Raw genomic sequence first — 13,641 nt, 5'->3', positions numbered from 1 at the left:
TCCGGCAGGCGGTGTCAATTCAGATGCGATAAGGCATCAGGCAATGGCGTTGCTGCTGGAACTTTGCGTCAGGGAGCCAATGATACTGCTGGCGGTGTCTGCGGCGCTGCTGAGCAGATCGTGCTGGGCAAGTTGAGGCGCCAGACTGGAAATTAGATCCATCAAACCATTGCCCTGCTTTCCAGAACCGCCCCCACCCAGGGTCGCCTCAAGACCTTTTTGAATAAGGCCACCCAGAATTTGACCTATATCCGGGGATTGGTTGCCATCCGAATCATTGATCCGACTGCTGCCGTTTTGCCCGCCAGACTGGCCGCTGAGGAGTTGCTCGAGATCCAAAGGCGTGTTGCTACCCTGCGCGGCAGTGGATGAGCCCGCGCCATCGGCCGCACTGCCCAGCCCACCGGCCAGATCATCGCCGCCTTTTCCACCCATCTGCCCACCGACAACGTCGAGCGCTGCACGAAAGACGCCCGTCTCTTGTTTATTGAGAAAATTGTCCTCCTTGAGTTCGTTTTTCCAGGAACCCGAGTCCGGAGCGGGAAACTTGGTGGGATTCTGATCCATGAACTGGGCGATTTTATCCAGTGCCGGTTTGTCACCGGAGGAGAAGTTCGTACCCTCCCCCTTTTTATCCAACAGGTTATCCAGCGACGCTTTGCCAAGCCCGTTGAGGACCTGCGACATCATGTCGTTCTTGCCTTCGCCGCCACCACTGCCACCGCCTATGCCAAGGTCCGCCGCGGCACCGAAATTATCACCGAGCTTTTCATGGATCAGGCTGGAAAGGCCGGACTTGATCGCCTCGAGATTATGTTCTCCACCCAGGAGTTTACCGTTCAGGGACTGAGGCATGTGCGAGGCGACCATTTTCCCCAATGGAGAATCCTTGAGATCCCCCCCCTTGGTCAGCGCCTCGGCCAATTTATCGATCACCCCGGTCAGTGATTTGGGAGACGTAGCGGCTCTTCCCAGCTCGACCGGTATAACAGTTCCAACCACGGCGTTTGCCATATTGCCAACGTTCAGACTAACCATGACGCCTCCAATACAGGTGTTTGCGCCCCCCTTTTGAAACCAGGGGGGCTGGAAACATCAGAAATTGATGTTTGTCGCGTTCTTCGCGAGTGCGCTCTGTTCCTTGCCCACCGAATCCTGCTTACCTGAAGCGATGGCGTTCAGGGCGTCCTGGGTTTGCTTCTGGATGGTGGCTTCAGATTGCATCCTGATCATTTCTGCGCCGTTCTTGTCTTGCGCCTTGTTGGTTTCGCGTTGAGCCGCCACCGATTCGCTGCTGCCGGTGGCGTCGGTTTTCGCCGCTTCGGTTTTGACATTTCCTCCAATACTGGCGGCTGACTGAGCCGCGCCGCCGACAGCATCGATGCCCGCGTTAATTATGCTCGTTGGACCGATAGGCATAACCATGTTGAAACCCCTTGATTGATACCCGCGTTAATGCGTGGTGAAGATAGGTGGTACCGACGAGCTTTTCGGTTCCGTCCCGGTGCGCTTAAAAATCGGGATAAACGGCAGACGAGCGAAAACGTTGCCAAAATCTGCTCAGGGACCAACGAAGGGTTCATGGAGAAAACATTGCCAAGCGACCTGTAGATTCGTCTTAAACGTCAAGGTCCTTCATGCGGTGGTAGAGGGTGCGCCGGGGGATATCCAGCTCTCGGCTGACTGCCTCGATGCTGTTTTTGTGGCGCTTGAGTGACTCCTGAATCAACACCTTTTCGATCACTCGCAATTGGGACTTGAGGCCGGTGGCAGGGCCGTGGTCGTCAATTGGCTCTGCGCCAAACAGGGGAAATCCCAGCACGAAGCGTTTGGCCGCCGATTTCAACTCGCGAATGTTGCCAGGCCAGTCATGGCTCAGCAGCGCCTGACGCAAAATCGGGCTGATGTCTTGAGCACCGCGTCCCAATTCGTCGGCAGAGGCAGCGACGAACATGTTGAACAAGGGAACGATCCTCGCCCGCTGTTCGCGCAAAGCGGGCAACTGCAGGGTGAAGACATTAATGCGAAAATACAGGTCGCGACGAAACACCCCCAACTCCACCAGATCATCGAGCGGACGCTGCGAAGAAGCGATCACGCACAGGTCGAGGTGGATTGCCGTGGTGGAACCCAAGCGCTCCAGGGTACGGGTTTCAAGCACTCTGAGCAGCTTGGCTTGCAGACTGAACGGCATGCTGTCGATTTCGTCGAGATACAGCGTGCCGCCCTGCGCCGCCTCGATGTAGCCCATGCGTGAACGAGCGGCCCCGGTATAGGCGCCGCTGACCACGCCAAACAACTCGCTTTCGGCGAGAGATTCAGGGATAGCGGCGCTGTTCATCGCTACCAGTCGACCCTTTCTGCCGGACAAGGTATGGATTCGCTGAGCGAGAGTGTCCTTGCCTGTCCCGGTCTCTCCAGAGAGCAGCACATCAATACCCAGCTGCGAAATATTCTGGGCAATGCTCTCGAGGTTGGCCTCGTCGTTATCTTCGTCCGGTTGATAATCGAACACATCCATCCACAACCTCTAATGCGTTGGAATTACCAGAGGGTGGCAATACGCCACCTCAACAATGAAACGGCAACGTGGACTCAAACGCCCAATTCCTTCATGCGGTGATACAAGGTGCGTCTTGGAAGGTCGAGTTCCTGACCTACCGCCTCGAGGCTGTGCTTGTGCCGTTTGAGCGAGTCCTTGATCAACATTTTCTCGATCACCTTCAGCTGCGTCCTCAAGCCAGACACCGGATCGCGCGCCTCGATCAGCTGTGTTCCCAATATCGGGAAGCCGAGTACAAAACGCTTTGCGGCGGCCTTCAGCTCACGGATATTGCCGGACCAGTCATGACTCAACAGCACCTGCACCAGGTGACTGTCCAGCACCGGAGCGGGCCGTTCGAAGTGCGCGGCCACGGCATGGGTGAATTGGTCGAACAGGGGCAAAATCTGCTCGCGACGCTTGCGCAAGGCAGGCAACTGGATCGTCAGCACATTGAGCCGAAAAAACAGATCGCGTCGGAAAAGTCCCTGTTCCACCAATTCATCCAATGGACGTTGCGCAGAAGCGATCACGCGAAAGTCCAAGGGCACGAAGGTGGTCGAACCCAAGCGTTCAATACCACGGGTTTCAAGGATGCGCAGCAGCTTGGCCTGCAAGGCCAGTGGCATGCTGTCAATTTCATCGAGATACAGCGTGCCGTTCTGAGCAGCCTCGATATAGCCCATTCTTGACCGATTGACCCCGGTATAAGCCCCGTTCACCACGCCGAAGAGCTGACTTTCAGCAAGTGCTTCAGGAATTGCGGCACAGTTGATGCCCATGAAAGAGCCTGTTCGATCAGACAAATCGTGAATATATTTGGCCAGGGTGTCCTTGCCGGTTCCCGTTTCCCCACACAAGAGCAAATCCAGTTTTACGTGGGCGGTACTCATTGCAATTTGATGAACATCCATTGCAGTTGTATCGCCCTGCAACTCTAAGCTGCTTACAACGATTCCGTCTGTCATCGATATTTCTCGCATTAGGCAAGCCGGACAATTAATAGCATGCTTATAAAAGGCAGCGATGTCTAATTTTAGTTCCCGGATACCACGAGGTCGAGTTCACATATCGAGCGGGCGATGTCATTTTGATTCCATTCAGTGGTATTTAAGTTGAACGCTTATTCAAATTCCTTTCCCGCTCTAGGGTGCCGCCTAAAAATCACGGACAGAGATTTGTTATATTAATGAAACTTTTTTCTTTAAAAACAATATGTTAACAATCTATGCGACCAAGCAGAAAATCATCAAAACGCCCCATTTCTACTCATTTTAATGCCTGCGCCGGAGGACCTTTCGATAACGGCATTTCAATTCCCGCCATGCAAATATTTCACTGTCTTATTTAAGACTCCACGAGAGTCAGTCATGCGACAAAACCAAAATTGAAACTGTGCCATGACGCTCTATGATCTGCGGATATTAAGGGGCAATAACTTAAACTTTATCGTCATAGCCAGCGCTGATTTATAAAGCATTCACTAGTTGCTTGCTTAACGCTTTCCTGTTCGCATTGATGTTTCAACCGTTACGTTAAAATCGCCCTGCTACAACATTCAACTTCCTGCCGAGACTGATATCTGCCTGCTTGCCTCTGGTCAGCAAACGGCTGCACGCCTAGGCTTTTGGGCGCCCGCGCGGGCGAGCGGACGAATTTTCGGTTTTTTTGAACGGGAAAAAATCTGCTGGAAAATAACCGCACCCTTTAAATTTGTCAGATTCAGCTAGAGGTAGGCGGTGAATATTTTTTCAGCCATTTATCGGAAAGACCCTGAACCAAAGGGAACTATTCTGAACATAATTGAACAATTAAAAACCCATGACCGCTGTATCAACAATGTTACAACCACTCATCAGTGCATCAGTGAGTCGCCCGCTATCTGGATCCAACTTACGTTCACAGAGTTGACGCGAGGAAGACTCGACAAAAAATAATTCAGGGCGTCTGGCGGAGCACATACACGACCACTGCCACGCCCGCTTTCGAAGCATTCAGCTTGTCGGGCCTTGGCGTTTTTGATGCGACTGTACGTCGCTTTTCCAGGAGCATCGACGGCTTCGTTTGCACCATGGCAACCGGTTGATCCATCTGCTTTTGCGGTTCGGGTTGAATCGCCAGGCTCTCGTCATACATTTTCGACAGGCTGGCGGACAACGTCTGTGCTCTCGCTCGGGGCACTAACAGGTGCGCAGGACCGTCGAGCGTTACCTTCTTGAGAAACGCCGGGTTAAGCCCCACCAACTCGGCTTCTTCGATCCCGGCATCGACGGCAACTTTCGCCAGGTCCACAGGGTGACTGAGTTCGACCACCTCGAAATAAGGCACGTTGGCCACCGGACTCAGCTTGATGCCATAGGCTTGTGGCTCTCTCACCAGCTGCGACAACGCCAGCAATCGGGGCACATACCCCTGAGTTTCCTGAGGCAGTGTCAGGTGCCAATAGTCGATCGGCAGGCCCCTCTGCTGATTCCATGCAATGGCGCGACTGACGGTTCCTTCGCCAGCGTTGTACGCGGCCAGAGCCAACAGCCAGTCGCCACTGAACCGATCGTGCAGTCGTGTCAGGTAGTCCATGGCTGCATTGCTGGAGGCAAGAATGTCTCGTCGGCCGTCATACCACCCGGTTTGATGCAGATTGAAATCACGTCCGGTCGAGGGAATGAATTGCCAAAGCCCCGCCGCGTCGCGGTTTGAATTGGCCATGGGGTTGTAGGCACTTTCGATAATGGGTAGCAGCGCCAGTTCGGGTGGCATCTTGCGCTCATCGAGACGCTGCGCGATGAAGTGAATGTAGCGGCTTGCACGGCTGCTGGCGCCCCCCAGGAAAGACGGGTTGCTGACAAACCAGTCACGCTGCTGCTCGATCCTGAGGTTGCTGCCGTTGTTATCCAGTAGCGTGAACCCTTGTCCCAAACGTGCCCATAGATCTTGCGTGGGATCGCCCGTAAAAGCGCTCAGGTTCAAACCAGCGACGGGCCTGAGGCCTGTGAGCACTCGGGGAGACCGCACACTGGCGTGTTCGTCAATGCGGCCCATGGATTGGCAGCCCGCGCACAGAGCACTCAGCGTGAGGGCGAGCGCCTGTATCGAGCGCAAAATTTTCTCATAATCCATCACATGGGGTAAAAGCGGCAGCATCGATGTCGTCGTCCTGGAAGGGCTCCCTCATAGGTGGCCCAAACGTCGAGCGGGTTCCATTGATAGCTGGATGATTCAGACGGTTGAGGCGACAACTACCTTGAAAAAACGCCGACCTCGCCCACCAACACATAGCCGTCCTGGGTGCGAATGACTTTTTGCGGATGCACCACATGATTGGGCGCCAGGAGGATTTCCTGTTCGTCCAGTGACAGGGTGTCGCCAAGCCCAAGGGTTTGCGAATCCAATACGACGCCTTTGGCATTTTTACAGTGCAGCACCATCATGATGAAAGCGTTGTCATCGCGGGTCTCGGGAGCATTGAGTTCGCTGAGTAATCGGGCACGCTGCAGCATCGAAGCGGGTGACGGGTCGTGCAGATCCACGGCCATTTGCGCGTGAACGCAGGGTGCGGACCCACCCGTGAAGTCCTTGGAATTGCTCCAGGAAGCCGATGTGCTGAGGAAACTGTTGTAGTGGATTTTTTCCTGATTGACAAAAGCACCGACGAACGACGCCATGTCGACAGCGGTTGAACGGACCATGTCGATGTTGCTCTTCAGCCCCTTGACCAGGGAGACGTCATTGATGCTGGCGCCGCTGTTCAGGAAGTCCTTCAAGGGGCGAATATCGTTCTGGATATCGTCTTCGAAGCGGGATCTCAGATCAGACGGTTCATATCCGTGGTAGCTGTAGTTTTCGATGAAGTCTTCACAGAATTCATCCACATCCTCATCACAGTGGTACTTCTGTGGGTCTATGCCTTGCAGGTACTCAGCCAGTGTCTTGTGCCCCAGCAGCGCAATATTCATCAGCACATGGTCGCCATCCGGCGCCTGGTAGTGTGAAAGCGCATCCACCATCTTGTCGCGCATGTCGCTCCCGGGCACCAACAGCCTGCCCGCCAACTCCGTGGTCCGCTGGCAGAGCCGCTCAAGCTGCTCGGGATGATGTTCCAGAAGGCTGTTCTTCAAGGCCGTGAGTTCTTGCGCGGCATGCGCCCGTTCCTGCGCTGTATAGCCGGGTGCGTGTGCGGGCAAGGCCAGCAGTGCGGCGCGGCGGATGTTGGCCCGCCTGTCGAGGAGCCTGACCGTGAACCCATTGTCAGCCGTTTTGGCCGCTTCAAAGTGCTGACCGCCGAGGGACAGGGGTTGTCCGGGACGAACGCTTGCAAGCTGCGAATTGGAGTCGATATTTATGGCGCGGGTAGATGATTCGCGCAAGGCCGATGGCTGCCTGGTAAAAGTCGACAGGGCCGGGTGCTGCTCCAGCGTCGACGCAAAGTGGGCGCGAACCAGAGGCGTTGTGTACTGGAGGTTGACGCCATATTGCGCTGAGGTGGCGCGGAGGGCCGTGAGATTGCCTCGGTTGTCCACCAGCAAGGTCACCAGCATGCGCCTTGGATCGGCCGGATTCTGGTTGCCTGGATAGTGGGCTTCATAGGAGAGCGCGCCTTCGTCATCGGGTTCCAGCATGGGCGGCATGCACTGGACGGCGGCTGGCTGCAAAGCGGCCAGGAGGTGGGCGCGCTCATTTTCATTGAGCGCCTGTAGCAGTGGGCCCAGTTTGAACACGCGATTACCCACTCTGACTCTCGACGGCAAGACACCAGTGAGTGGCGCCCTGGGCACCGGTGCGGCGACATGGGTAGTGGCAGGATTCGCCCTCACCGGGATGGCCGCGCCTGGTGCACTTGCCGGTTCGGTTTGATAGCTGGCCGGGTTGGTCAGGGTGGCATTGGGTAATCTTGGGAACATCGAACTCTCCGATAGCGCGGTGGCACTTTCTAACGAGTAAACGGATCAGTGAGTGGTGCCACAGGCAAAAGGGTTCCTGAATTTTGCTAAAGATCCGCCATGTGTTTCTTCTGATTTTTCGGGAGGCTGAGGCTGTGGTGTTAAATCGAGTGTTCATGAGTGGCGCTTGGCGGTGATCGGGTTCCGACACGAGGGGTCGCCAGGCGTATTTCCAAACGCGAGCCGCTGCATCTAACGCTCCTTTAGGCCAATGGACTGGCCTGAATCGATGCCGGCAATATGCAGTGCGGGGCTCAGACCGCACCCCACCAGATGCTTATTCCGTCACAAATTTATCCAACCGTCATGAAACTAAATGGCCGGCCGGAACCACACATCGGTCACTGGTGGTGAAAATGGTGAAGACTTTCGCCGCTTGGCCATCCCCCTCTCTGAGCGAGATTAACGCATGCTTTCTATACGCCCCCCATCAACTCCGCCCCAGAACACACTCAGCCTACCAGGTGCTGACCGTACAGCCATTCCTACGCAAGCACGCCCGTCTTCTCAGGCCGTACCCGTGTCGCTGCCACCTTCGGTAAGTGTCGGAAACCTCACCTTCCATTCATGCTTTGCTGCATGTCATTTCGTGCCAGCGGCGCTCTGTAGCTCGCGCTGGCATATTGGCTGCCACGATCTGTGTGAGCGATCAGGCCCGGTGGCGGTTGACGCTGAGCAATCGCCAGCTGCATCGCGCTACACACCAACTCCGCTGGCATGTTCGGAGCCATGGACCAGCCGACGATTTTACGAGAGTACAAGTCCAGCACCACTGCCAGGTATAACCAGCCGCTGCGTGTCCGGATGTAGGTAATATCAGCCACCCAGGCCTTGTTCGGCGCCACGGGATTAAACTGCCGATTTAGCACATTTTCGGCAATGGGCAGATCATGGTTGCTGTCGGTGGTATGGACAAATTGGGGCTTACAGGCCGAGCGTAGGCCGTTGGCACGCATCAATCGGCGGATTTGATAAGCCCCACCGCCAAGCCCTTGCCGCGCAACGCATTGCGCAATGGGTGGCTGCCGAAGCAGCCTCCACTTTCCTTGAACGAAGCCCTGAGCTGAAGCGTAACCGGACAAATAGATGCCGACGCAGCAACACGCTTGCCGGCCTCATAGAAACCGGATCGACTGACGTCGAGTACGCTACAGACATGCGCTAGAGTTTTTTGTAGTGCGGAGAAACAATGGCGATAATTATCCGAAGAAATGGCTCTCTTCGTGAGACAAAATCAGAAAAAGTCTCAAAATTAGCGCATTGGGGGCTGAGATCCCTGGAATTCAGGGCTTTGGCAATGCCTCATGATTTCGCGACTGCCTCACCAGCAATCGACGCTTGAGCCGTCTGATCATGTAAAACCCACCCCGGGCTGCTTCGGCTCAGATTTCGTTGACAGGCACCCAGATCAAAGCGCCAGCCGGCTACCGCTGCGGCGACAAATCAGCCCTTCGATACTGCTAACGATCTATATCTACGGCTATCTCAACCGAATCAAGGCCGGGGCATCGAAGGACTCTATAGATCTCAGAAATCACCTGCATCGTTGCGTCTTCGATTGTTCCTTCATTACGGCATAAAACCCAGCCGTGATCTGCAATCGCTCGCTCGAACGCCTTGGTGCAAGCGACATGTTCTTCCAGCTTATGAATCACAGTACTGCTCAGCCCACGCCGTCGTGCCGCTGCCCTCGCCCATGAAATATCAGGGGCAGTGACAACCCCAACATGGAGGTCTGGCACTCGCACGTTCCGATCAACGTTCAACTGTAGAATCTCTGCAAACGGGACTATCCGGCGAAACGCGGCATCAGACGGGTACCAGCGATCGATCAAGATGATGCTGCCTGGTGGCTGTTTAGGCAGTACGTGCTGGGAAATCCAAGCACGGCTATCAGCAAAGCGCTCACAAACCCCCAACTCCAAATCCCGGGTGGGATTTCTGACGAGTTTGTTAACGAGGGCCATTGTTTCAGCCCTATAGGGATCGCTTTTTTTCTCGCAAAGTCGGATCACCTTTTTGTTGTCGGCCCTCAGTACTTTCGTAACGGCCTCCAAAAGCGTGGTTTTGCCGGCGCCCTTGGGCCCATCTAGAGAAACAAACAGCGGACGATTCATTCTTCACATAACGATTGATATACGGTTATTTTTGCCCTGTTCGTTCGCTGGAACCGCTTGGCGCGACTGCGCGAATCGAACGGAGGGACCTTATGAACAGACATTGATGATCACTCTAACTTAGTTTCTGGCTAACGGATCTCAAAATCCTGGGATACAGCCGCTTATGAACATCGGTCATCGCCCATATGTTAAATAGCGAAACTGGCTGGGCTCGCACGTGCGCTGCTTCGCTTTTCTCGGAGGGACATCCTAGAGACTGGTGCCGGACAACCTGCGCAGCAGCGTCAGCAAAGCGCATCGCTACGAGCAGGACATCAACCCCAGCTACCGTGATCTGGCCGAGCATTACGGGGTCGCCGTATTGCTCGCTCGCGCAAAACCGAGCACATGTCCAAGAGTCACCGCGACAACGGCTAATCGGCAGGCTATCGATACATCGGCGCCTTAACGAAATGAATTACCCCGCATTTAGGAAACAGTGTTTATCACAAACCGGCCTACTCACTGTTTCAACACTGCCTTAGAATCCGCCGGCTTCACAGAAGCTATTCCAAGACCTGCTTTCGACAGCACCCAGGGAAACGCTGAAAAATTCTCCTTTCTGGAAAGCCATCGAGTTGAAAGCCGCGTATTTCTGGGTCTAATTTTTTTGCCAAGGCTTTTTCAGGCCATTCCTAGCGGAAAACCAGTCCATACAAGACGGCTGCAATTAGTTATACCGGGGTTAGAAATTAGCGTAAAAGTCGCGTTGATCGCAATGGTACTTGCCAGTCTATGATGCTGCCATTGCCAAGAGCGATCAGACCACGCAGGTAGACATTATTTCTATTCGGGCACTTATCTACCTGGTCACACCGTTTAACCACCGGATGAAAAATAACACCGCGCCAGTCCATTACTTACTGACAGATAGCACTGGCGCGTCACGCTTGTTAATAATTCATAATAAATACACTTTGGGGCAACTATGCACAGCAAATCACTGTCGGCCACGTTGGCGCTGACGAGCCTAACCGTGGGTCTTGGATTAACCTCCACCGCGCGGGCAGACTTTATCGAAGACAGTAAGTTATCACTGGGCATGCGTAACTTCTTTTTCAACGCGGATAACCACTCCGGTGGTGCAGATCAAAAAGAATGGGCGCAGGGGTTTAAGCTCGATTATATCTCGGGGTTTACCGAAGGCACTGTCGGTTTTGGCGTAGACCTTGAAGGCATGCTCGGGCTGCACCTCGACGGCGGCAAAGGCATGCACCCGGCGATCAATACCTTTACTCCGAGCAAAAGCGACGGTTCGGCGGAATCCACTTGGGCCAGTGCTGGTGCTACGGTCAAGGCACGCTTCTCCAAGTCTGAAATTCGCTATGGCAACACACTGACCCCAAATCTGCCCATCCTGGTGGCCAACGATGGGCGCCTGCAGCTGCAGACCTTCGAGGGCGGCATGATCACCTCCAAGGAAATCGATAACCTGACGCTGACGGGTGGCCAGATCGAAAGCGTCAAAGGCCGCGCCTCGACCAACAGCACCGGCTTGTCGGTGTCCGGCGCCACGCACGGCAGCAATAAATTCCGCTTTGCCGGTGGCGACTGGAAGGTCAACAAAGCCCTAACCTTGCAGTACTACTACGCCAACCTGGAGAACTTCTACTCGCAGAACTTCTTGGGACTGGTGCATGTGCTACCGATCACCAACGACTCTTCGTTCAAGACCGATCTGCGCTATTTCAACAGCACCTCGGACGGACGCAACGGTGAGGTTGGCTACGCGTTCAACAACAACGGTGGTTACGCGAAGAACACCGGCAAGGTGGACAACAACACCTGGAGCTCGATGTTCACCTACTCTTTAGGTAACCAATCGCTGATGCTGGGCCGAACTCAGGTCTCTGACAACGGTGGTTTCGTCTGGAACAACGACGCCAGCGTGGTTAACAAGTACGGTAGAAACGAAGGCGAAGGCGGTTATAGTTTCTACCTGTTCAACGACGCTACAGTCGGAAGTTTCGCCCGAGCGGGTGAGAACACCAACTTCGGCCAGTACAGCTATAACTTTGCCAGTCTTGGCGTTTCCGGCCTGAAGGCGTCAATCAGCTACCTGCGGGGCGACGGTATCAAAGCGGCCGACGGCCATGGGCCCGATCAGCACGAGTCGGAAATCGACACGCGCGTCGACTATGTGGTGCAAACCGGCCCATTGAAAGGCTTCGGCACTACTCTGCGCCACGGCACCTACCACGCTGGGAACACTGGGACTGCTGACCTGGATCAGACCCGTCTGTTCTTCAACTACACCTACAATTTCTTCTGATCGATCGCGGCAGAGGTGGCAGCTACCTGAGCTAATGGTTGCCACCCAAGGATTACTTAGCGTTGATCACTAGCAAAAAAACAGGATTATCGACATCAAAGTCTTTCAACCTTAAGTATTCAACCAAGTAGATGTCAGCAGGAATCCTGCCAGAGACCAGCCGCCACCCTCCTCGCTCTTTCGATATAAATACTCAGTGAAGCTGAGTATTTATATCCGTCATTGGCAAGAACTAAATTTCGATTTTACGCCCAGTTTACCGGCAGCCAATTAAGCCGAGGTACTGACCATCGAACCCGTGGTGGTGCTGCCTTCATCCTGCAATGCCTGCAACAACGCCGCCGTGGCGGTCTGCAACGACCCTGAGGTGGTCGCGGTTTTACTCGAAGGCGTCGAAAGGGTCTGGTTGATCGAAACAGAGGTGATGCTAACCATGAGACTTATCTTGTTTGGGTTTAGGTTAAATCCATCATCGACATCGTTTAGATGGACTTGAGATCGACTGTGTACTTGTTTGGTAAACAAACGGGTACACAGTCCTTTGCCCTACGCGCTCAGACGCGTCGTCACTTCATTCAAGTGCCCCGAACCGTGTGTCTTCAGGGAGCAGCACGGTTTCATGCGACTATCCGTTTCGCCTCCAATGACAATTCATGCAGGCTGGCCAATCGCTGCATGATGCGCTCGACCACTACTACCCGCGCTATTGCACCATTTTGAAGTTCACCCATTGAGTGCAACGCGACCTCGGCCTTTTCCAGGCCCAACCGCGTCGACCCCGCCAAGTGCTCGATACCCTGGCGCGCATTCTCGGCAGACTGTTCCAGGCCCGTGGCGATGTGTCGGATCTGCGCACTGGAATCGGCGGCCTGGCGAGACAGATTGCGCACCTCGTCTGCTACCACGGCGAAACCTCGACCATGACTACCCGCCCGTGCGGCCTCGATGGCCGCATTTAATGCCAGCAAATTGGTCTGTCGGGCAATGTCCTGAATGCTCCCGACAATGGCGCCAATTCGTACCGACTGACTGCTCAGCTCGTTGAACACCTGATCGAGACCCTGCATATAGAGATTCAGATCGCCGAGCACGCTCGCCGATGACTGCATGCTTTGCGCACTCGACTTCACCCGTTCGCCAGCAGTCCGCGCCAACTGATCGGCGAAGCGCATGTCCTCCTCGGTTTGCAGTACTGCTTGGGTCAACTGCTCCAGGGTGGCCTGAACGTGTGCCCCCGGCCACACAGGGTTGGGTATCTGGGCCTGCGTTTGCACAACGGCCACCGGAGCACTGAGTACCGGAACCTCCAACTCGCGCTTTGGCGGTTCCTGTCGCACAACCGCAAGTTGCCGATGATAGAGCGCGGATGCGAGCAGCAACGCGAGGTTTATTCCGCCGGCCAGCAGCAGGCGCTCATTATCACCCCAGGCCAACACCACTGCGCCCACGCTTGCAACCATCAACAGCAAACCGGCCCATATTTTACGTGCCCTATGAGCAGCCATGCTGATCACAGCGGCGTTCAGGTGTAACTGAAGATCAGCAGGTTTTTCGATAACCTCATGTACGTCGATATTGCGCATGGCATCCGTCTCTCGTTGTTGTTTTTAGAACGGCGGACGAGAAGTCCATCGCTTTTGTTGAGGCCATGCGAGGCTATGAAGGCGAAACAAAACGCAATATCCGACCTGTGCAGATATCTATCCGTTTTGTGCAGAGGTGGCGTCATGG

10 protein-coding genes and 2 pseudogenes are annotated in these 13,641 nt (G+C 54.7%); 2 read left to right on the top strand and 10 right to left on the bottom strand.

What is annotated here, in order from left to right; translation table 11 throughout:
* Positions 1–36: 36 nt before the first annotated feature.
* The 8 genes and pseudogenes from RGU44_RS06255 to RGU44_RS06220 form a co-directional block, all read right to left on the bottom strand.
* A complete protein-coding gene (locus RGU44_RS06255) occupies positions 37–1,038 on the bottom strand; it encodes a type III secretion protein HrpZ (RefSeq protein WP_322216191.1) in 1,002 nt (333 codons plus the stop codon).
* A 57-nt stretch (positions 1,039–1,095) separates the two neighbouring features.
* A complete protein-coding gene (locus tag RGU44_RS06250; protein WP_322216189.1) occupies positions 1,096–1,425 on the bottom strand; it encodes a hypothetical protein in 330 nt (109 codons plus the stop codon).
* 193 nt (positions 1,426–1,618) lie between these two features.
* A complete protein-coding gene (locus tag RGU44_RS06245; protein ID WP_322216188.1) occupies positions 1,619–2,521 on the bottom strand; it encodes a sigma 54-interacting transcriptional regulator in 903 nt (300 codons plus the stop codon).
* A 74-nt stretch (positions 2,522–2,595) separates the two neighbouring features.
* On the bottom strand, positions 2,596–3,456 hold the full coding sequence (locus RGU44_RS06240) for a sigma 54-interacting transcriptional regulator (RefSeq protein ID WP_322217772.1): 861 nt from the start codon (positions 3,454–3,456) through the stop codon (positions 2,596–2,598).
* Between the two features lie 1,024 nt (positions 3,457–4,480).
* The gene (locus tag RGU44_RS06235) at positions 4,481–5,683 is read right to left on the bottom strand and encodes a transglycosylase SLT domain-containing protein (RefSeq protein ID WP_416194616.1); all 1,203 of its coding nucleotides are present in this window, start codon (positions 5,681–5,683) and stop codon (positions 4,481–4,483) included.
* A gap of 95 nt (positions 5,684–5,778) precedes the next feature.
* On the bottom strand, positions 5,779–7,440 hold the full coding sequence (locus RGU44_RS06230; protein WP_322216186.1) for a hypothetical protein: 1,662 nt from the start codon (positions 7,438–7,440) through the stop codon (positions 5,779–5,781).
* Between the two features lie 602 nt (positions 7,441–8,042).
* A pseudogene (locus RGU44_RS06225) lies at positions 8,043–8,644 on the bottom strand (IS3 family transposase); the annotation flags it as partial.
* A gap of 295 nt (positions 8,645–8,939) precedes the next feature.
* The gene (locus RGU44_RS06220) at positions 8,940–9,596 is read right to left on the bottom strand and encodes a dTMP kinase (RefSeq protein WP_322216183.1); all 657 of its coding nucleotides are present in this window, start codon (positions 9,594–9,596) and stop codon (positions 8,940–8,942) included.
* 202 nt (positions 9,597–9,798) lie between these two features.
* Here RGU44_RS06220 and RGU44_RS06215 point away from each other — a divergent pair.
* Positions 9,799–9,978 (top strand): annotated as a pseudogene (locus tag RGU44_RS06215) (IS21 family transposase); the annotation flags it as partial.
* Positions 9,979–10,566: 588 nt separating this feature from the next.
* The gene (locus RGU44_RS06210; protein WP_322216180.1) at positions 10,567–11,910 is read left to right on the top strand and encodes an OprD family outer membrane porin; all 1,344 of its coding nucleotides are present in this window, start codon (positions 10,567–10,569) and stop codon (positions 11,908–11,910) included.
* Between the two features lie 270 nt (positions 11,911–12,180).
* On the opposite strand, the gene RGU44_RS06205 is transcribed toward RGU44_RS06210, so the two are convergent.
* Positions 12,181–12,345 (bottom strand): hypothetical protein, encoded by a 165-nt coding sequence (locus RGU44_RS06205; RefSeq protein WP_322183154.1) that lies wholly within the window; start codon positions 12,343–12,345, stop codon positions 12,181–12,183.
* 182 nt (positions 12,346–12,527) lie between these two features.
* Entirely contained in the window at positions 12,528–12,977 is a 450-nt protein-coding gene (locus RGU44_RS24945; protein ID WP_416194631.1) for a methyl-accepting chemotaxis protein, read from the bottom strand.
* Between the last annotated feature and the right edge of the window lie 664 nt (positions 12,978–13,641).

The organism is Pseudomonas sp. 5C2 (genome assembly GCF_034314155.1).
GTDB lineage: Bacteria > Pseudomonadota > Gammaproteobacteria > Pseudomonadales > Pseudomonadaceae > Aquipseudomonas.
This window is presented reverse-complemented; position numbering and strand designations above follow the sequence as displayed.